The organism is Pseudomonas sp. FW305-E2, assembly GCF_058782925.1.
On sequence record NZ_JBYSYE010000066.1, the window covers coordinates 1 to 19,468 of the forward strand.

The 19,468-nt window shown below is 63.2% G+C and carries 22 protein-coding genes and 1 pseudogene; 18 read left to right on the forward strand and 5 right to left on the reverse strand.

Translation table 11 applies throughout. From position 1 onward, the window contains the following. Positions 1-11: 11 nt before the first annotated feature. On the reverse strand, positions 12-350 hold the full coding sequence (locus tag AC3WLP_RS26345; protein WP_012051651.1) for an EscU/YscU/HrcU family type III secretion system export apparatus switch protein: 339 nt from the start codon (positions 348-350) through the stop codon (positions 12-14). Next, positions 347-1,903, reverse strand: coding sequence for a flagellar hook-length control protein FliK (fliK, locus tag AC3WLP_RS26350; protein ID WP_012051652.1), 1,557 nt, complete (start codon positions 1,901-1,903; stop codon positions 347-349). Before fliK ends, AC3WLP_RS26345 begins: the two co-directional genes overlap by 4 nt. A gap of 238 nt (positions 1,904-2,141) precedes the next feature. Between fliK and ccmA the strand changes: the two genes are divergently transcribed. The 17 genes and pseudogenes from ccmA to AC3WLP_RS26435 all read left to right on the forward strand — a co-directional run bounded on the left by ccmA (position 2,142) and on the right by AC3WLP_RS26435 (position 15,176). Beyond that, positions 2,142-2,774, forward strand: a complete 633-nt coding sequence (gene ccmA / locus AC3WLP_RS26355) for a cytochrome c biogenesis heme-transporting ATPase CcmA (RefSeq protein WP_003254385.1) — start codon at positions 2,142-2,144, stop codon at positions 2,772-2,774. After that, positions 2,771-3,439, forward strand: a complete 669-nt coding sequence (ccmB, locus tag AC3WLP_RS26360; RefSeq protein WP_012051653.1) for a heme exporter protein CcmB — start codon at positions 2,771-2,773, stop codon at positions 3,437-3,439. Before ccmA ends, ccmB begins: the two co-directional genes overlap by 4 nt. Before the next feature lie 46 nt (positions 3,440-3,485). Continuing rightward, positions 3,486-4,253, forward strand: a complete 768-nt coding sequence (locus AC3WLP_RS26365; protein WP_088513372.1) for a heme ABC transporter permease — start codon at positions 3,486-3,488, stop codon at positions 4,251-4,253. Next, positions 4,250-4,426 carry a heme exporter protein CcmD gene (ccmD, locus tag AC3WLP_RS26370; protein ID WP_003254380.1) on the forward strand — a complete coding sequence of 59 codons (177 nt, stop codon included), beginning with the start codon at positions 4,250-4,252 and terminating at the stop codon, positions 4,424-4,426. Before AC3WLP_RS26365 ends, ccmD begins: the two co-directional genes overlap by 4 nt. Beyond that, positions 4,423-4,878 (forward strand): cytochrome c maturation protein CcmE, encoded by a 456-nt coding sequence (gene ccmE, locus AC3WLP_RS26375; protein WP_003254379.1) that lies wholly within the window; start codon positions 4,423-4,425, stop codon positions 4,876-4,878. Before ccmD ends, ccmE begins: the two co-directional genes overlap by 4 nt. Then, positions 4,875-6,863 carry a heme lyase CcmF/NrfE family subunit gene (locus AC3WLP_RS26380; RefSeq protein WP_012051655.1) on the forward strand — a complete coding sequence of 663 codons (1,989 nt, stop codon included), beginning with the start codon at positions 4,875-4,877 and terminating at the stop codon, positions 6,861-6,863. Before ccmE ends, AC3WLP_RS26380 begins: the two co-directional genes overlap by 4 nt. Further along, a complete protein-coding gene (locus AC3WLP_RS26385) occupies positions 6,860-7,396 on the forward strand; it encodes a DsbE family thiol:disulfide interchange protein (RefSeq protein WP_003254377.1) in 537 nt (178 codons plus the stop codon). The genes AC3WLP_RS26380 and AC3WLP_RS26385 overlap by 4 nt, the downstream gene beginning before the upstream one ends. Next, positions 7,393-7,869 carry a cytochrome c-type biogenesis protein gene (locus AC3WLP_RS26390; RefSeq protein WP_012051656.1) on the forward strand — a complete coding sequence of 159 codons (477 nt, stop codon included), beginning with the start codon at positions 7,393-7,395 and terminating at the stop codon, positions 7,867-7,869. The genes AC3WLP_RS26385 and AC3WLP_RS26390 overlap by 4 nt, the downstream gene beginning before the upstream one ends. Beyond that, positions 7,862-9,058: a c-type cytochrome biogenesis protein CcmI gene (ccmI, locus tag AC3WLP_RS26395; protein WP_012051657.1), complete on the forward strand. Its 1,197-nt coding sequence runs from the start codon at positions 7,862-7,864 to the stop codon at positions 9,056-9,058. The genes AC3WLP_RS26390 and ccmI overlap by 8 nt, the downstream gene beginning before the upstream one ends. Before the next feature lie 12 nt (positions 9,059-9,070). Then, complete coding sequence (locus AC3WLP_RS26400; protein WP_004577461.1) at positions 9,071-9,487, forward strand: hypothetical protein; 417 nt, start codon at positions 9,071-9,073, stop codon at positions 9,485-9,487. A 616-nt stretch (positions 9,488-10,103) separates the two neighbouring features. Further along, a pseudogene (locus tag AC3WLP_RS26405) lies at positions 10,104-10,285 on the forward strand (hypothetical protein). 38 nt (positions 10,286-10,323) lie between these two features. Beyond that, entirely contained in the window at positions 10,324-11,262 is a 939-nt protein-coding gene (locus AC3WLP_RS26410; RefSeq protein WP_012051659.1) for a 2-hydroxyacid dehydrogenase, read from the forward strand. A 51-nt stretch (positions 11,263-11,313) separates the two neighbouring features. Further along, complete coding sequence (locus AC3WLP_RS26415; protein WP_012051660.1) at positions 11,314-12,102, forward strand: PhzF family phenazine biosynthesis protein; 789 nt, start codon at positions 11,314-11,316, stop codon at positions 12,100-12,102. 67 nt (positions 12,103-12,169) lie between these two features. Next, positions 12,170-12,577 (forward strand): GFA family protein, encoded by a 408-nt coding sequence (locus AC3WLP_RS26420; RefSeq protein ID WP_003254367.1) that lies wholly within the window; start codon positions 12,170-12,172, stop codon positions 12,575-12,577. 127 nt (positions 12,578-12,704) lie between these two features. Further along, on the forward strand, positions 12,705-13,043 hold the full coding sequence (locus AC3WLP_RS26425; RefSeq protein WP_003254365.1) for an FKBP-type peptidyl-prolyl cis-trans isomerase: 339 nt from the start codon (positions 12,705-12,707) through the stop codon (positions 13,041-13,043). Between the two features lie 232 nt (positions 13,044-13,275). Then, positions 13,276-13,938 (forward strand): hypothetical protein, encoded by a 663-nt coding sequence (locus tag AC3WLP_RS26430; RefSeq protein WP_014755803.1) that lies wholly within the window; start codon positions 13,276-13,278, stop codon positions 13,936-13,938. Between the two features lie 44 nt (positions 13,939-13,982). Further along, on the forward strand, positions 13,983-15,176 hold the full coding sequence (locus AC3WLP_RS26435; protein WP_088513767.1) for a D-amino acid dehydrogenase: 1,194 nt from the start codon (positions 13,983-13,985) through the stop codon (positions 15,174-15,176). A 118-nt stretch (positions 15,177-15,294) separates the two neighbouring features. On the opposite strand, the gene AC3WLP_RS26440 is transcribed toward AC3WLP_RS26435, so the two are convergent. The 3 genes from AC3WLP_RS26440 to AC3WLP_RS26450 all read right to left on the reverse strand — a co-directional run bounded on the left by AC3WLP_RS26440 (position 15,295) and on the right by AC3WLP_RS26450 (position 18,506). Further along, on the reverse strand, positions 15,295-16,023 hold the full coding sequence (locus AC3WLP_RS26440) for an aspartate/glutamate racemase family protein (protein ID WP_010955048.1): 729 nt from the start codon (positions 16,021-16,023) through the stop codon (positions 15,295-15,297). Between the two features lie 16 nt (positions 16,024-16,039). Then, positions 16,040-17,572 (reverse strand): NCS1 family nucleobase:cation symporter-1, encoded by a 1,533-nt coding sequence (locus tag AC3WLP_RS26445; RefSeq protein ID WP_088513766.1) that lies wholly within the window; start codon positions 17,570-17,572, stop codon positions 16,040-16,042. Between the two features lie 496 nt (positions 17,573-18,068). Further along, complete coding sequence (locus AC3WLP_RS26450) at positions 18,069-18,506, reverse strand: Lrp/AsnC family transcriptional regulator (protein WP_003254357.1); 438 nt, start codon at positions 18,504-18,506, stop codon at positions 18,069-18,071. Positions 18,507-18,639: 133 nt separating this feature from the next. Here AC3WLP_RS26450 and AC3WLP_RS26455 point away from each other — a divergent pair. After that, on the forward strand, positions 18,640-19,468 hold an 829-nt coding region (locus AC3WLP_RS26455; RefSeq protein WP_103340331.1), incomplete at its 3' end, for a DMT family transporter.

Here is a 19,468-nt window from a genome sequence, read left to right on the forward strand (position 1 = left end):
GTGGTAGATAGTTACTTGCCAGTGCCGGGCAGCGGGGGCAATGGTGGGGTGATATCGCGTTCTGTCGGGCGCGGATCATCGAAGCCGGCGGGTACCTTGCCGCGCAGTTGCCAGGCGAAGGCGATGATTTCGGCAATGGTCAGGTACAGCGCTTCGGGTATTTGATCGCCCAGCTCCAGCCGCGCCAGTAGGCGCACCAGGTCGGCGTTTTCGTAGATCGGCACTTCGTGTTCGCGGGCGAGCGCAAGGATGGCCTCGGCCAGGTCCTCGTCGCCCTTGGCGGTGAGGGTCGGTGCCTGATGGCCGTCGTAGTTCAGCGCTATGGCTTGGCGTGGTGTCGTATCGTTCATGCGGTTTCGTCCACCCAGCGTTGTTCCATCCGTGTGCGTGGCCCCTGCGGCGGGATGCCCGGGTGGCACGCCAGGTCGCCGACTTCCAGGCCTCGGGCCACCAGGCGCGCGCGCAGCGCGCCAAGCTGGGCGTCGATCAACCGCGCGGTCTGCTCGCGCTCTGCCCATAGCTGCCCGCTCAGGCGGCCCTCGCTCAGTTGCGCCTGCACTTGCAGGGGGCCGAGTGGGGACAAGTCGAAGGCCAGCTCGATGCGCCACAGGGCTTGCCGAGGGTTTTGGGCTTCATGTTGGCGGTCGGCCTGTTGTTGTGGGGTTTCTTCGCGCTGCAGTTTGACTTGCAGCGGGATGAAGTCCTGGCCGTGGCGGATCGGCACTTCGGTTTGCCAGGTGGTCTGCAGGTTGCCGTTTTCCAGCGTGCCGGTTTGTTGCAGGCTGCTCATGGCGTGGCTCTGCAAACGTGAAATGGCAGCGGCAGCCAGGCGCAGCAGCTGTTGCAGGTCGCCTTCCTCTTCCAGGGCCTTGAGCAGGCGCGACGGTAATGGGAACGCGCCCGGCTGCGGCTTGGGGCTGACCCGCTCGAGCATGCCCAGTGCGCTGCGCGCCAGTATCGGCATGGTCAGGGCCAGGCTGGCGGGGCTCAGAGTGGTGGCCCCTGCCGGGACGGCAGGGGCCTGGGCCATCAGCCGCAGTAAATGCGCTTTGAGGTCGGTGTCGACGCTGGCGGTTGACCCACTCAGCAGCTTCGCTTCGAGAAAGCTGCCGCTGTTGTTCAAGGCCTGGGCCACTGCCTTGGCGTCGCCCAGTTGTCGGGCGTCCGGCAGGCCGGCCAGCAGGCGTTCGGCGCTGGCGCGCAGCTCGCCATCGACGCCTGGGTCGCGGGTGAGCTGTTGCAGGGCGTTGAGCAGGCCGGGCAGCGAGGCTTGACGGTTTTGCTGTGTCAGCAGCTGTTGGGCAATGCTGAGTTGGTCCTGCCTGCCGCTGAGCGGCACGAAGCGCAATGACTGATCACCCTGCACCAGGGCGCTGAGCAGGCTGCCAATGGCCAGCGGGCGCGGGCTGTCGATGCTCAGCGTGGCACCGGCCTGGGTGCTGTTGAGCAAGCTGACCAGCGCCCGGTACACGGCCGGTTGGCCGGGTGCCTGGGCCAGCGGCTGGTTGGTCAGGACCTTGCCTTGCAGCAAGGTGCCGACCGGCACCTTGCTGGTGTCCAGCTGGGTGAGGGTGGCGACCTGGCTGGCGCTGGCCTGTTGCAACATGATCGCCAGGCGATTGCTTTCGGTCTGGCTGACGGTGATCTGGCTGCCTTGGGGCAGCGGCTGGCTGGCGTTGGCCTGCAGTTGGGTCTGCACGCCGTTGGCCTGCATCAGCCTTAGCACCAGCTGAAAGTCCTGGCCCGCCTGGCGCAACGATAAAACCTCGGCTTGCGCGGTTTCGCCGGGGGCCAGCAGCCCGGGCTGCGCCTGGATAAGGCGCAGCAGTTCGCCGGTCGTGCCCGCCTTCATGGCTTGGCTGTTGATCGCGGTTTGTGCGCCGAGACTATTGATTTCAGTCATGATTGTATACAACCTGTCGAGCCCGGCCTCTTGGCAGCGCGGCGGCGCGTGTAATAATGCCGAGCGCCCGTGGTTGCCAGTATAACGGCAGCGCGCGGGGCGACTTGAGACACAAGGGTTCTGGAGCGATGTTGGCTGCTTCGCGGGTGAACCCGCTCCTACAGGGTTCTGTGGGAGCGGGTTCACCCGCGAAACAGGCGACGCCGCTCCAAAGCCCTACTGAAGATAAGGCGAAACCGTGACCCTTCACCTCCAAGCCGCAGGCCTGGCCTGCGAGCGCGACTGGCGCCTGCTGTTCGAACAGCTCGATTTCGAGCTGGGCGCCGGTGACATGCTGCAGATCAGTGGCCCCAACGGCAGTGGCAAGACCAGCCTGTTGCGCCTGTTGGCCGGGCTGATGCAGCCGACGGCCGGGCAGATTCTGCTGGGTGGCAAGCCACTGGCAGAACAGCGTCATGCCCTGGCCAGCGCCCTGCTGTGGATTGGCCACGCCGCCGGCATCAAGGACTTGCTCACCGCCGAGGAAAATCTCACCTGGCTGTGCGCCTTGCACCAGCCGGCCAGCCGCGAGGCGATCTGGGCGGCGCTGGAGGCTGTCGGCCTGCGCGGTTTCGAAGACGTCCCCTGCCATACCCTGTCGGCCGGCCAGCAGCGCCGCGTGGCGCTGGCCCGGCTGCACCTGGCTTGCCCGCCGCTATGGATTCTTGACGAGCCGTTCACCGCGCTGGACAAGCAAGGCGTGGCGCAGCTTGAAGCGCACCTGGCAGCCCACTGCGAGCAGGGCGGCACGGTGGTGCTGACGACTCACCACACACTGGAACGCAAGCCCTCCGGTTACCGAGAACTGAACCTGGGGCAATGGGCTGCATGAGCGTATTCATTTTGTTACTGCGCCGCGAAGCGCGCCTGCTGTTCCGTCGCCCGGCCGAACTGGCCAACCCGTTGGTGTTCTTCGCCATTGTCGTGGCCATGTTCCCGCTGGCGGTCGGCCCGGAAAGCCAATTGTTGCAAACCTTGTCGCCGGGCCTGGTCTGGGTGGCGGCGTTGCTGGCCGTGTTGTTGTCGCTGGACGGCCTGTTCCGCAGCGATTTCGAAGACGGCTCGCTGGAGCAATGGGTGCTGTCGCCGCACCCACTGGCGTTGCTGGTGCTGGCCAAGGTGCTGGCGCACTGGATCTTTTCCGGGCTGGCGCTGGTATTGTTGGCGCCACTGCTGGCACTGATGCTGGGGCTGCCTAGCCATTGCCTGCCGGTGCTACTCGGTTCGCTGCTGCTGGGGACGCCGGTATTGAGCTTGCTGGGCGCGGTAGGTGCGGCACTGACAGTCGGCCTTAAACGCGGAGGTTTGTTACTGGCGTTGCTGATTCTGCCGTTGTATATCCCTGTATTGATCCTGGGCAGTGGTGCGTTGCAAGCGGCGTTGCAAAATATGCCGGCAACCGGCCATCTGCTCTGGCTCGCCAGCCTGACGGCCCTGGCCGTTACCCTGGCACCCTTTGCGATAGCGGCCGGCCTGAAGATCAGCGTCGGCGAATAACGAGTCCCGGGCTCTCAAGCCCGGCAAATACCCTGGATGTACCCTGATGAAAATAAGCTGGACGTGGTTCCACAAGCTGGGCTCCCCGAAATGGTTCTATGCCATCAGCAGCCGCATGCTGCCGTGGCTGGCCGGTGCTGCCGTGCTCCTGCTGCTGGTCGGCATCACCTGGGGCCTGGCCTTCGCCCCCCAGGACTACCAGCAAGGCAACAGCTTCCGCATCATCTATATCCACGTGCCGGCGGCGATGCTGGCGCAGTCCTGCTATGTGCTACTGGCGGTGGCCGGGGTGGTGGGGCTGGTGTGGAAGATGAAACTGGCCGACGTTGCCCTGCAATGTGCCGCGCCCATTGGCGCCTGGATGACCGCCGTGGCGCTGGTTACCGGCGCCATCTGGGGCAAACCGACCTGGGGCAGCTGGTGGGTGTGGGATGCCCGCCTTACGTCCATGCTCATCCTGCTGTTCCTGTACTTCGGCATTATTGCGCTGGGCCAGGCGATCAGTAATCGTGACAGTGCAGCCAAGGCCTGTGCGGTGCTTGCGATTGTCGGTGTGGTGAATATCCCGATCATCAAGTATTCAGTGGAGTGGTGGAACACCCTGCACCAGGGCGCCACCTTCACCCTTACCGAAAAGCCGGCGATGCCGGCCGAAATGTGGCTGCCGCTGTTGTGCACGGCGCTGGGTTTCTACTGTTTCTTCGGCGCCGTACTGCTGCTGCGCATGCGCCTTGAAGTGCTCAAGCGCGAAGCACGCGCCAGTTGGGTCAGGGACGAAGTATTGAACAGCCTGGGGCGGAGGGCCACACAATGAGCTTTGCCACCTTCGGTGACTTTCTCGCCATGGGCCACCATGGCCTGTACGTGTGGTCGGCCTATGGCATCTGCCTGGCGGTGCTGGCGCTGAATGTCGGTGCGCCACTGCTGGCTCGTCGTCGCTATTTGCAAGAAGAGGCGCGCCGTTTGCGCCGGGAGAACAACCAGTGAATCCGCAGCGCAAGAAACGCCTGTTGCTCATCGTCGGCCTGCTGGTCGGCGTCGGGGTTGCCGTCGGCTTTGCCTTGAGCGCATTGCAGCAGAACATCAACCTGTTCTATACACCGACCCAGATCGCCAACGGCGAAGCCCCGCTGGACACGCGCATCCGCGCCGGCGGCATGGTGGAGAAAGGCTCGGTGCAGCGTTCGGCCGACTCGCTGGACGTGCGTTTCGTGGTAACCGACTTCAACAAGTCGGTACCCATCACCTACCGCGGCATCCTCCCCGACCTGTTCCGCGAAGGGCAGGGCATCGTCGCCCTTGGCAAGCTCAATGCCGACGGTGTGGTGGTAGCCGATGAAGTGCTGGCCAAGCACGACGAGAAATACATGCCGCCCGAAGTCACCAAGGCCCTGAAGGAAAGCGGCCAGGCCGCTGCCGGCGGAGAGACGAAGCCATGAACGCAGCACTGGTAGTCCCCGAACTGGGCCAGTTGGCGATGATTCTGGCCATCTGCTTTGCCGTCGTACAGGCCAGTGTGCCGTTGCTTGGCGCGTGGCGTGGCGACAGCCTGTGGATGAGCCTGGCGCGGCCGGCAGCGTGGGGGCAGTTCGCCTTCCTGGCGTTTGCCTTTGCCTGCCTGACCCATGCCTTCATGACAGACAATTTCTCGGTCGCCTATGTGGCCAGCAACTCCAACAGCGCCTTGCCCTGGTACTACAAGTTCAGTGCGGTGTGGGGCGCCCATGAGGGTTCGTTGCTGCTTTGGGCGCTGATCCTCGGCGGCTGGACCTTTGCCGTGTCGGTGTTCTCCCGGCAGTTGCCGCAGGTGATGCTGGCCCGCGTGCTGGCGGTAATGGGCATGATCAGCGTGGGCTTCCTGAGCTTCCTGATCATTACTTCCAACCCGTTCCAGCGCCTGCTGCCGCAGGTGCCGACCGATGGCCGTGACCTTAACCCGCTGCTGCAGGACTTTGGCCTGATCGTTCACCCACCCATGCTCTACATGGGCTATGTGGGCTTCTCGGTGGCCTTCGCGTTCGCCATTGCCGCCTTGCTCGGCGGCCGGCTGGACGCTGCCTGGGCGCGCTGGTCGCGGCCGTGGACCATCGTCGCCTGGGCTTTCCTGGGTGTTGGCATCACCTTGGGGTCGTGGTGGGCCTACTACGAACTGGGCTGGGGTGGCTGGTGGTTCTGGGACCCGGTGGAAAACGCCTCGTTCATGCCTTGGCTGGTGGGCACCGCACTGATCCACTCGCTGGCGGTGACCGAGAAACGCGGGGTGTTCAAGAGCTGGACGGTGCTGCTGGCAATTGCCGCATTCTCCCTGAGCCTGCTGGGTACCTTCCTGGTGCGTTCCGGGGTGCTGACCTCGGTGCACGCGTTTGCCGCCGACCCGTCGCGGGGTATTTTCATCCTGTTTTTCCTGCTGTTCGTGGTCGGCGGGTCGCTCACCCTGTTCGCCCTGCGCGCACCGGTGGTCAAGAGCCAGGTCGGTTTCGCCCTGTGGTCGCGTGAAACGCTGCTGCTGGCCAACAACCTGGTGCTGGTGGTCGCGGCTTCGATGATTCTGCTTGGTACCCTGTACCCATTGGTGCTCGATGCCCTGACCGGGGCCAAGCTGTCGGTCGGCCCGCCCTATTTCGACGCCTTGTTCCTGCCACTGATGGCGCTGCTGATGGTGGTGCTGAGCGTGGGCGTGGTGGTGCGCTGGAAGGACACCCCGGGCAAATGGCTGGTCAGCATGATGACCCCGGTATTGATCGGCAGTGCCATCCTTGCCCCGGTTGCCGGCTTTATCGTCGACGACTTCGACTGGCCGACGCTGACGGCCTTCGCCCTGGCCGCCTGGGTAGTGCTTGGCGGGCTGCGTGACATTTTCGACAAGACCCGCCACAAGGGCCTGGTCAAAGGCCTGCCGGGCCTGGGCCGCAGCTACTGGGGCATGCAACTGGCGCACCTGGGCCTGGCGGTGTGCGCGCTGGGCGTGGTGCTGTCCAGCAACAACAGCGCCGAGCGCGACCTGCGCATGGCGCCGGGCGAAAGCGTGGAGCTGGGTGGCTATCACTTCCTGTTCCAGGGCGCCAAGCACTTCGAGGGGCCGAACTTCATCTCTGACAAGGGCACCATCGTGATCAGCCGCGATGGCCGTGAAGTGACCACACTGTACCCGGAGAAGCGCCTGTACACCGTGCAACAGTCGATGATGACCGAAGCGGGCATCGACGCCGGCTTTACCCGCGACCTGTACGTCGCGCTTGGCGAGCCACTGGAGAATGGCGCCTGGGCTGTGCGCATACATATTAAGCCTTACGTCCGCTGGATCTGGCTGGGCGGTCTGCTGACCGGCCTGGGCGGGTTGCTGGCGGCCCTCGACCGGCGCTACCGCGTCAAGGTCAAGACCCGGGTGCGTGATGTCCTGGGCGTGTCTGGAGCAGCTGCATGAAGCGTTGGATCATGGTAGTGCCCCTTGCAGTGTTCCTGCTGGTGGCGGTCTTCCTCTACAAGGGGCTTTTCCTCAAGCCCGACGAGCTGCCATCGGCAATGATCGGCAAACCGTTCCCGGTGTTTTCCCTGGCGTCGACACAGGGGGACCGCACCCTGACTCAGGCCGACTTGCAGGGGCGCCCGGCACTGGTCAACGTGTGGGCCACCTGGTGCCCGTCGTGCAAGGTCGAGCACCCGTACCTGAACCAGCTGGCACAGCAGGGGGTGGTGATCCATGGGGTCAACTACAAGGATGACAACGCCGCCGCGCAGAAGTGGTTGGCCGAGTTCCACAACCCCTATCAGCTGGATATTCGTGACGAACAGGGCAGCCTGGGCCTGGACCTTGGGGTGTATGGGGCGCCGGAAACCTTCCTGATTGATGCCAAGGGCATCATCCGCTACAAGCACGTCGGCATCGTCGATGCCACGGTCTGGCGTGAACAGCTGGCGCCGTTGTACCAGGGCCTGATTGATGAGGCCAAGCCATGAGGCGTTGGCTGGCAGCTGCGGTGCTGGGCATGAGCCTGGCCGGTGTGGCCAAGGCGGCTATCGACACCTACCAGTTTCGCGACGAGGCAGAGCGCGAGCGTTACCAACAGTTGACCAAGGAACTGCGCTGCCCCAAGTGCCAGAACCAGGATATTGCCGACTCCAACGCGCCGATTGCTGCCGACCTGCGCCGAGAAATCTTCCGCATGCTTGGCGAAGGCCAGAGCAACCAGCAGATCATCGATTTCATGGTCGACCGCTATGGCGACTTCGTGCGCTACAAGCCGGCGCTCAGCGGGCGTACCTGGCTGCTGTGGTTTGGCCCGGGGATCTTGCTGGCCGGTGGCTTCGTGGTGCTGGCGGTGATCGTACGCCGGCGCCGTGCTACGGCCGTGCAGGGCGTCGATGAGTTGTCTGCCGAAGAACGCGAGCGTCTCGCCAAACTGCTGGAAAAAGAACAGACCCATGATTGAATTCTGGCTTAGCGCGGGCCTTCTGCTGCTCGCTGCCCTCAGCTTTTTGCTGCTCCCGATCCTGCGTGGCCGCCGTCGCCAGCAGGAAGAAGACCGCACGGCCTTGAACGTGGCCCTTTACCAGGAACGTGTCGCCGAGCTGGCGGCCCAACAAGCCGCCGGTGTGCTCGATGAGGCGCAGATGGCCAAGGGCCGGGACGAGGCTGCCCGCGAGCTGCTGGCCGATACCGAAGGCGCCGAGGCCCCGCGCCAGGGGCATTTGGGCAAGGCCCTGCCGCTGCTGGCTGCGGTACTGGTACCGCTGATGGCGCTGGGGCTGTACCTGCATTTTGGGGCGGCCGACAAGGTGGCGCTGACCCAGGAGTTTGCCGAGGCTCCCAAGTCGATGGAAGAAATGACCACGCGCCTTGAACGCGTGGTGCAGGCCCAGCCGGATTCGGCCGAGGCCATGTATTTCCTTGGCCGGGCCTACATGGCCGAGCAGCGCCCCGCCGATGCCGCGCGTACGTTTGAACGGGCCGTGGCCCTGGCTGGCCGCCAGCCCGAGCTGCTGGGGCAGTGGGCCCAGGCCCAGTACTTTGCCGCCAACAAGCAGTGGAGCCCGCAATTGCAGGCGCTGACTGACGAAGCGCTGAAGGCGGACCCCAACGAGGTGACCAGCCTGGGCCTGCGCGGTATTGCCGCGTTTGAAGGCGAGCGCTATCAGGAAGCCATCGACTACTGGAAGCGCTTGCTGGCGCAGTTGCCAGAAGGTGATGCATCGCGAGCGGCGTTGCAGGGGGGGATCGACCGTGCCGCCGAGCGCCTGGGTGGCGCGCCAGTGCAGGCTACCGAGCCTGCACCTGTGGCGACTCGCCTGAAAGTGCGGGTGGAACTGGCGGCTGCCTTGAAGGACAAGGTTCAGCCGGACGACACGGTGTTTATCTTCGCTCGCGCCAGCAATGGCCCGCCGATGCCGCTGGCGGCCAAGCGGGTGACCGTGGCGCAGTTGCCGATCGAGGTGGAGTTGTCTGATGCTGATGCGATGATGCCGCAGATGAAACTGTCGCAGTATGCCGAAGTCCAACTGGTTGCACGTGTTTCACGCGCGGGTCAGCCTACCCAGGGTGAGTGGATTGGCCAGGGTGCGCCGTTGTCTAGCGCCACCCAGGCTACCCAACGCCTGACCATCGACACTCCAGACCAGTAAGAGAGCAATGCCATGCACAGCACCGTCCGCCTGACCCTGATTACCCTGGCCCTGGGTTTGTCTGCGTGTACGGTGCATGAGCCGTACGAGCAGCCCGCGCCACCGATCGAGCGTGTGCCGCCGTCGGGGCCGGTGGTCAAGCCCTTGCCGGGCAGGCAGCCTTCCACTCAGCCGAGCAAGCCGGCGGCGATACCCAAGCCCATGCCGCGTACCTCGGCCAGCTTTGCGCCACCGCCTGGCGGGGCAAGCCACTGGGATCCCAAGCTGGGTGTATATGTGTTGGAGAAACAGCCCAATACCTTCTACCGGCAGCGTACGTACTATCGGTTTGATAACGGCTGGAGTTGGTCGTTGAGCCCGAATGGGCCTTGGCAGGAAACTGACAGCAGTGGTGTACCCGGTGGGTTAGGGCGCGCGTTCGCACAGTAACGCTGTTTCTGTTTCTGTTTCTGTTTCTGCTTTTGCTTGTAAGCGCGCGATAGTTCAGGCGACGCAGATTGCGACTTCAGGAGGCCGAGCGGAGGGCTTGCGAAGGGAGGTGACGGGCATGGATGCCCGTCAAGCGCTGAGGCCCCATGGATGGGGCCTGCAGCGCGTACTCCCGGGAGCAAGACCGTAGCGAGGGAACCCCGGAGCGTAGCGCAGGGGCCGGATGATAGGAGCCAGCGTTTTTTGGTTACTTTTTGTCGCGTTTGACAAAAAGTGACCCGCCGTAAGGGCGGAAGGGTGACTATGCGCCACCTGCGTGAATGAATACCTACTCGATGTGAATGCCCACATCCAAGAAGCAAGAAGCAAGAAGCAAGATGCGAACTCGTCTGTTTTGACTCAGCGAACCGTCCGTTTGCGATGGCGACGCTGACTCACCTTTTCGCCCTTACGGCGAGTCACTTTTTGTCAAACGCGACAAAAAGTAACCAAAAAACGCTGCGCTCCCATCATCCGGCCCCTGCGCTGCGCTCCGGGGTCCCCTCACTCCGGCCTTGCTCCCGGCAGGACCGCGCCGAAGGCCCCATCCTGGGGCCTCAGCGCTTGACGGGCATCCATGCCCGTCACCTGCCTCCGCAAGGCCTGCGTTCGGCCTCCTGAAGTCGCGAAGATCAAGATCAAGATCAAGATCAAGATCAAGATCAACAGCAACAGCAACAGCAACAGCAACAGCAACAGCAACAGCACAGTACAGTACAGTTTTGCCTTGTTATTTCCATTGACTGTACTGGCCGGTGACTCCGCATAATGACGCCTCGAATTCACCCGGAGGTGGCATGAGCAAGACAGTCCTGGTACTGGTGGAAACCGTCGACGATTACCTGCCCATGCTGGAGCAGGCCGGTTACCACCTGATCCGTGCCCCTTCGCCGCCACTGCGCGCCGATGCCATTCATCGCCACGCCGAAGAAATCGATGCGGTACTCACCCGTGGGCCGCTGGGGCTATCCGCCACCGAAATTGACGCATTACCCAGATTGCAGATCATCTGCGTGATCGGCGCCGGCTACGAGCAGGTCGACCTGGCCGCCGCCGCCGCACGCGGCATAACCGTCACCAATGGCGCCGGGGCCAATGCCGCAGCCGTCGCCGACCACACCCTGGCCCTGCTGCTGGCGCTGCTGCGCGACATTCCTCGTGCCGATGCCAGCACGCGGCGCGGTGAATGGAACCGGGTGATCAGCCCCTCCGTGAGTGGCAAACGCCTGGGCATTCTCGGCCTCGGCGCAGTGGGGCTGGCGATCGCCAAGCGGGCCCACTTGGGCTTCGACATGCCCGTCAGCTACCACAGCCGCACACCACGCCAGGATGTGCCCTATGCCTGGTTCGACAGCCCTCGGCACTTGGCTGAAGCCGTCGACATCCTGGTGGTGGCCACCCCCGGTGGCGCCAACACCCGGCATCTGGTCGATGCCCACGTCCTTCAGGCCCTGGGGGCTGACGGCTATCTGGTGAACATCGCCCGTGCCAGCGTGGTCGACACGCAGGCCCTGATTGCCGTATTGCAGCGTGGCCAGCTGGCTGGCGCCGCGCTGGATGTCTTCGATGACGAGCCAGCAGTGCCCGATGCACTCAAGGCCTTGCCCAACACTGTGCTCACCCCCCACGTGGCTGGCCAATCGCCAGAAGCCGCGCGCGACACGGTGGCCTTGGTGCTGCGCAACCTGCAGGCGTTCTTTGCCGGTGAGCCAGTGTTGACCCCGGTACGCCCGTAGCCCTTTTCCAGATATCTGCCTGGCAGCGCCCAGGTAACAAGGAGTGTGTGCATGCAACTCGAAATCTTCCAGGTCGATGCCTTTTCCACTGAACCGTTCGGTGGCAACCCGGCCGCAGTGATCCCGCTGGACAGCTGGCTGCCGGACGATGTGCTGCAGCGCATCGCTGAAGAAAACAACCTGTCAGAAACAGCCTACTTCGTGCGCAAAGGCGAAACGTTCGACCTGCGTTGGTTCACCCCCACCGTGGAAGTCGACCTGTGCGGCCATGCTACCTTGGCCTCGGCTTACGTGCTGTTCGAGCAACTGGGTGAGCAGGCGCAAGTACTGCGCTTCAACACCCGCAGTGGCGAGCTGCGCGTGAGCCGCAGCACTGATGGCCTGCTGGCCATGGACTTCCCGGCCAAACAACCCGTAGCGGTGGACACGCCGGCGGGCCTGCTGCAGGCGCTGGGCTTGAGCCAGGCGAAGGCGGTGTACCGTAGCGACGATTATGTGGTGGTGATCGATGACGCCATGCTGCTCGAAACGTTGAAACCCGACTTTGTTGCGCTGTCGGCCTTCGACGTCCGTGGCATTGCCGTGACCGCGGCAGGGCGTGGCTTTGACTTCGTCACCCGCTGGTTCGGCCCGCGGGTTGGTGTGAATGAAGACCCGGTAACCGGTTCGGCACACACCTCACTGGCGCCGTTATGGGCCCAAAGGCTGGGCAAGAACGTGCTGAGCTGCGAGCAGGGCGGGGCACGCAAAGGGCAGTTGCAGTGCGAAGTGCCGGGCAATGGCCGCGTGATCATCAGTGGGCGGGCGGCGTTGTACCTGCGGGGCAATGTGTACATCTAGTACGGCGTGCGATGCCCTGGGGGGCTTCTATAATTGCAGGCCCATCTTTCCGTTCAAGGAGCCACCCATGGCCCTGGAAAAACAAGGCACCTGCCTGTGCGGCGACACGCGGCTGACGGTCACCGTCGACAATACCCATATCAGCGCTTGTCATTGCAGCATGTGCCGCAAGTGGACCGGCGGCCCGCTGCTGGTGGTGCACTGCAGCAAGCCTCCGCTGATCGAAGGGCGTGCGCCCAGCGTCTATGATTCGTCCGACTGGGCCCAGCGTGCTTTCTGTGGCCGCTGTGGTACGCACCTGTACTACCGGCTCAAGGCCAACGACTTCCATGCCGTGCCGGTCGGCCTGCTCGATGGCGACCAAGCCTGGGATTTTGACCTGCAGATCTTCGTTGAACAGAAGCCCGCGTGGTACTGCTTCGCCAATCAAACCAAGGAGCTGTCCGGTCAAGAGGTGTTCGAGCAGAACAGCTGATTCAACGTCATGTTTGTCCGGAGGCATTCCGTGGGTGAATGCCTCCGGACATTTCTGCGTGAACTTGCCAAACCGATGCATTCCTGAGAAAAGGGCGGTTTTGTTTTTCAGCGTTTGGAGTGTACCCGTGAGCCAAGAACTGCAGATCATCGACCTGGTCGAGGGTGACGGCAAAGCCGCCGTCAAAGGTGCCCTGATCACCACCCAGTACACCGGCTGGCTGGCCGATGGCAGCGAGTTCGACTCGTCCTGGTCGCGCGGTAAGCCGTTTCAGTGCGTGATCGGTACCGGCAGGGTAATCAAAGGCTGGGATCAAGGCCTGATGGGCATGCGCGTAGGTGGCAAGCGCAAGCTGCTGGTACCGGCGCACCTGGGGTATGGCGAACGCAGCGTAGGGGCGATCCCGCCGAATTCGGACCTGACCTTCGAGATTGAACTGCTGGAAGTGCTCACGCGGGATGATTGAGTGTTCGCGTTGCAACCCGAGGTTCTTGCACCTTACACAATTGCGCAACACCCAGCCCCTAACCTAGGCCTTGCCCAGGGAACGGCATCCACCTCCAGGGAGGAACCAAACGGGTTCAGGGCACTCTGACCCTCACTCGTGCCAAGGATGGCATTCACTACAAGGACGCCCTCTAACTGTTGGGCGATGTGGCGGGTAAACCCGATTTTCTCTGCCACACGAGCCTGCCTTGATGAAGTTGCCAACATTCTTCCACCGTCGCCGTCACTTGCTGCTGAGCCTGGTGCTGACTGCCATCGCCGCGCCGCTGGCGCTGGAGGCTGTCGAAAGCCGCGCGCAACCGGTGGATGGCACCCAGACCCTGGTGTTTCTGCGTCATGGCGAGAAGCCGGGCGAGGGGCTCGGGCAGTTGAATTGCCAGGGCCTCAACCGTGCGCTGGACCTGGCCACTGTACTGCCCGAGCGCTTCGGCAAGGCCGACTATGTGTTTGCCGCCAACCCCACGCGGCATGTCGAGGAAGGCAGCCGGGATGAAAGCTACAGCTACATCCGCCCACTGATGACCATCACCCCCAGTGCCATCCGCCTCGGCTTACCGGTGAATATCGACTACGGCGCCAACGACACCGCTGAACTGGCCGATGAGTTGCTGAGCAACAAATACCGCAATGCGACCATCTATACCGCCTGGTCCCACGGCTACCTGCCGGAACTGATCAACACGGTGGCCGGCAAGGCCTTGGGGGAGGAGCGGGTGATCACCGAGGACTGGAGCGGCGAAGACTTCGACACCCTCTACGTACTGACCCTGACTTGGCACGATGGCAAGGCCAGCCTGCTGAGCCGCAATGTGCGTCAGGGCCTGAATGACGGTGCGCATAGCTGCCCGACCTGATCCGCTGGTACTGTTTGGCAAGGAAGCCGGAACAGGGATGAGCGATGAAGCAGCGGGTAACGGTGATCGGTGGCGGAGTGGTGGGCCTGGCGACGGCTTACGCGCTGGTTCTGGAAGGGCGGTCGGTTGATCTGATCGAGGCCCGCGACAGCCTGGCGTCGGCCACCAGCTTTGCCAATGGCGGGCAATTGTCTTATCGCTATGTGGCGCCGCTGGCTGATGCCGGGGTGCCGTGGCAGGCGCTGGGCTGGCTGTTGCAGGGCGAGTCGCCATTGCGCTTGCGCTTGCGCATGGACCCGGCCCAGTGGCGCTGGCTGCTGGCATTCACCCTGGCTTGCCGGCGTAGCGTCAATCGCCGTAATGCCGGGCAATTGCTTGAGCTGGCGCTGTACAGCCAAGCTGTTCTGGCGCAGTGGCGCGAACATCAGAACCTGGGGGATTTCGCCTGGCGGCGCAATGGCAAGCTGGTGGCTTTTCGCAGTGAACGGGCCTTTGCCCAAGGCCGGGAACAGTTGACGGACCCGGCCAGTCAGCAGGTGCTGGCGGCTGCCGAGCTGCGCGCGCTGGAGCCTGCCCTGGATGGCGCACCGTTTGTGGGTGGCGTGTTCACGGCGGGCGAAGAGGTTGGCGATTGCCACGTGTTTTGCTTGCGGCTGGAGGCGCTGTTGCGCGCGTCGGGCCAGTGCCGTTTCCTGCTTGGCCGGCCGGTGACGCAATTGGTTCAGCGCCAGGGCCAGGTCGTGGCACTGCAACTGGGCGATCAGCAGCTGGACGTGGAGCAGTTGGTGCTGTGTGCCGGGCATCGCGGCCCTGGCTTGGCATTACCGGGGGTGCAGATACCGGTTTACCCGCTGAAGGGCTACAGCCTGACCGCACCGATCACCTCCGGGCACCTGCCCCCGGAGGTGAGCCTTACCGACTATGAGCGCAAAATCGTCTATGCACGCCTGGGGCAGCAGCTGCGGGTAGCGGCGATGGTGGACATTGTCGGCTTCGACGAGTCGGTGGACATGCGCCGTTTGCAGAGCATGCGGCGGCTGGCGCTGGAGACGCTGCCGAGGGCGGCGGATTATGGCCAGGCGGTGGAGTGGGCGGGGATGCGACCAGCGACACCTACCGGGGTGCCGATCATAGGTGGGACGGTGTACCGCAACCTGTGGCTGAACCTGGGGCATGGGGCGTTGGGGTTCACCTTGGCCTGTGGCAGTGCGCAGCGTTTGGCCAGGATGATGCGTTAAGCGGGCCGGCCTCTTCGCGGCTAAAGCCGCTCCTACGAGGACCCCAAGGTATTCAGGCTGGTGGTGGTTCTGTAGGCGCGGCATCAGCCGCGAAGAGGCCGGTACAGGCGAAGGATGTCTAGCGGCCGAAGCGCATCGGCCAGCCCACCACTTTCTTCGCCCGTGGCGTCGCATAGGTGCGCACTTTGGACGTGCTCAACCCCATGCGCACCAGCGATTCGGCAATGGTCACCGCTGCACTCACACCATCCACCACCGGCACGCCGGTGCGTTGGCGAATCTGCTCGTCCAGCCCGGCCATGCCGCCACAACCCAGGCAAATCACCTCGGCCTTGTCGTCACGCACGGCGCGTTCGGCCTGCTCGACAATCGCCTCCACGGCCCGCAGCGGGTCGGCTTCCAGTTCCAGCACCGCCAGCCCGCTGGCTCGCACCGAGGCGCAGCGGTCATACAGGCCCGAGAGCTTCAGGCGGTCCTCGATCAATGGCACGGTGCGGTCAAGCGTGGTTACTACGGAATAGGCGTGGCCCAGGTACATTGCCGTGCTGGCGGCGGCGTCAGTAATGTCCACCACAGGCACGTTGAGCAGTTCCTGCAGGCCTTCGCGGCCATGTTCGCCATAACCGGCCTGGATCACGGCATCGTAAGGCCCTTCAAAGGCCAGGACCCGGTCCATCACCGCGATGGCCGCCAGGTAGCTTTCGAAGTTGCCCTCCACCGATTCGGCGCCGAACCAGGGTGTGAGGCCGACGATTTCGGTACCAGGAGCGGCCACCGCACGGGCCTGTTCGGCAATGGCGTGGGTGATGGCTTCGGTGGTGTTGACGTTGGCGATCAGAATACGCATGGGCAGTCCTCCCTGACTAATGGCTGCTATGGTCGACGGCGATGCACTCGCCGCTGATGTCGTGGTATTGGCGGTTGCGTGGCGCGATCAACAGATAGAGGGCGGCGGCGATGCCGGCACCGATCAGCCAGGAGAACGGCGCGATACCCTGGAAGTTGGGCACCAGGGCCAGCACGATGGCCAGCAGTGCGGCCGGCACGAAGGCGGCCACGGCGCGCAGGTTGATGCCCTTGCTGTAGTGATAGGCGCCGGCCGGGTGCTCGGTATACAGCTCTGGCACGTTGATGCAGCCTTTGCGCAGCAACCAGTAGTCGGACATGATCACGCCGTACAGCGGGCCGAGCAGGGCGCCCAGGCCCGACAGGAAGTACACGATGACCAGCGGGCTGTTGTACAGGTTCCAGGGCAGGATCAGCACCGCCAGGGTGGCACTGATCAGCCCGGCACGGCGGAAGTTCAGGTGGCGCGGTGCCAGGTTGCTGAGTACGAAGGCTGGGGCGACGAAGTTGGCCATGATGTTCACCGCCACGGTGACGATCAGGAAGGCCAGGCAGCCGAGCACCAGGAATGGCGTGCTGGGTATGGCGGCGACGATCTGCGTCGGGCTGTCGATGATCTGGCCGTTGATCTGGAATTGCGCGCCGCACAGCACCACGGTGATCACGGCGAATACCAGGATGTTCACCGGCAGGCCCCAGAAGTTGCCGACGCGGATGGTCTTGCGGCAAGGCGAGGAGCGGGCGAAGTCACAGAAGTTCAGCACCAGGGTGCCGTAGATCGCCAGCCACAGTGCGCCGCCGGCAAAGATGTTGCGCCACATCTCGTAGCCGGTCAGCGGGGTAGCCACCGACCAGGCAATGCGCGCGTCGGCCTTGAAGTACATGAACACCGCCAGGGCGGCGACGGTCAGCAGGATCACAGGCCCGGCAAAGGCCTCGTAACGGCGCACCATCTCCATGCCGTAGGCCAGGATCACCAGCTGCACCAGCCAGATCGACACGAAACACACCCAGCCCAGGCTCGACAGGCCGAGGATGCTGTCGTGGTCGTAGGCTGCCAGTTGCGGCCACACGGCGGTGAGCAGCACCCGCAGCACTACCGATGCCAGGTAGGTCTGGATGCCGAACCAGGCGATGGCAATGATGGCACGGATCAGCGCCGGGATCTGCGCGCCGTGGATGCCGAAGGCAATGCGGCTGATGACCGGGAACGGTACCCCGGTTTTCTGGCCCATGTAACCCGACAGGTTCATGAAGAAGTACACCAGCGCCGCGCCGATGGCCAGCGACAACAGAATTTGCCAGCCGCCCAGGCCGAGGGCGAACAAGCCCATGGCGAACGAATAGTTGGCGATATTGTGCACATCGTTGGTCCACAGCGCGAAGATGCTGTAGCCGCCCCAGCGACGGCCTTCCATACGCGTTGGCGCCAGGTCGCGGTTATGCAGGCGCGGGCTGAGAACAAGGTCCGGCTGGTGGCCGGCAAGCGTGGACGCGGGGTGTGTGCTGGCGACGGATTGTTCAGGGGCAAGGTCGAGGCTGCTACTCATTCCGGCGGGCTCCTGATGCACATGGACTGCGATGAGCGGGCATGCGCACGGGCTCGCCATCTCGTCGGTGCAGCGTTGGCATCACAGGGTTGTGGGCGCGGCGGCTGACATTGGGTCGGCGTCGCGGATTCTTGTGTATCTATGTTTTGTTTAAGTTGTATACAAAACACGAACACACAAAAGCGAGTTCCATGCCAAGGGAAGAGCAGGTTTCATCAGGCGATCATTTCGAACTTATCTTGTTAAAAGGTAAGTTAATGAAATACAGAGCATATAAGTTGACCAAATGAACAAGTTATATTTTTTGAAAGATTGATTAGTTGATCATTTGGTCAAAATAACGGGTGGAAAGTGTGTAACGAATTGGGGCGCTACTGAAGAAAGTGCACACAAAAATGGCACCTATGGTTACGTTTTTGTGTACAAAAAATAGTCAACTTTTCCTGTGCTGGCCTCTTCGCGGGCACGCCTGCGAGGAGGCCAGTACAGGGGCCAATCAATCCATTGGCGGCAACCGCCGCTTGACCGGGGTCTTCTTGATGATCGCGGTATTGGTCTCAGCCAGCACATTCATGAGGTCGAGCAGCGTGTCCAGCTGCTCCATCGAGCGCACATGCAGTCGGGCGACGAAGCAGTCTTCGCCAATGACCTTGTCGCATTCGGTGAACTCAGGGATGGCAATGATCTGGCGCTCCACCTCCTGCAGCTTCCCCGGTAGCGGACGGATGCGCACGATCGCCTGCAACTGGTAGCCAAAGGCGCGCGGGTCGACCTCCACGGTGTAGCCGCGCAGCACGCCACGCTCTTCCAGCCGTCGCAGGCGCTCGCTGACGCTAGGTGCGGACAGCCCGCTGACCTGCGCCAGCGCCTTGAGCGAGCGGCGCGAGTCCTCCATCAGTGCGTTGATCAATAATTGGTCGATGGCATCGGTCATACCCACCTCATCAGGTGATTCGTGTTATTTGCCTTGATAGTAAAGGCAGGTTGTCGAAAATGCCTTGGTTATCCGCTGGATGGCCAGGCTGCCGCCTTTGCATACTGTGGCCATTATCAACGGGAGGTTTGAGATGGACAGTTCATTGCGCCGTGGCTCGCTGGAAATGGTCGCTGCCATGCTGATTTCTGGGACCATTGGCTGGTTCGTGCTGGTGTCCGGCCAGCCGGTGCTGGATGTGGTGTTCTGGCGCTGCGTGTTCGGTGCCGTGACCTTGCTGGCGATTTGCGCCGCGTTTGGCTTTCTGCGCCCGGGCGTGATCAGCCGCACGGCATTTTTGCTGGCGATAGCCAGCGGGGTGGCCATTGTCGGCAACTGGCTGCTGTTGTTCGCTTCATACGCCCGGGCGTCGATTGCCATCGGCACGGCGGTGTACAACGTGCAGCCGTTCATGCTGGTGGGGCTGGCGGCGCTGTTTCTGGGCGAAAAGATCACCTTGGCCAAGGTGACCTGGCTGAGTGTGGCGTTCCTCGGCATGCTGGCCATCGTCAGTGCCCATGGCGCTGGGCAAAGTAATGGCGAGGACTATCTGCTGGGGATTGCCCTGGCGCTGGGGGCGGCGTTTCTGTATGCAATCGCGGCCTTGATCATCAAGCGCCTGAGTGGCACGCCCCCGCACCTGATTGCGTTGATTCAGGTAACCACGGGTGTGTTGCTGCTGGCGCCATGGGTCACGCTTGGCGGGTTGCCGGTTGAAGTGCCGGCGTTGGCCAGCTTGTTGACACTGGGCATGGTGCACACCGGCCTGATGTATGTGCTGTTGTACAGCGCCATCCAGCGTTTGCCCACGGCGTTGACCGGTGCGCTGTCGTTCATTTACCCGATTGCGGCAATTCTGGTGGACTGGGTGGCGTTCGGGCACCGCCTGGCGCCGCTGCAGTGGCTGGGGGTGGGGTTGATCC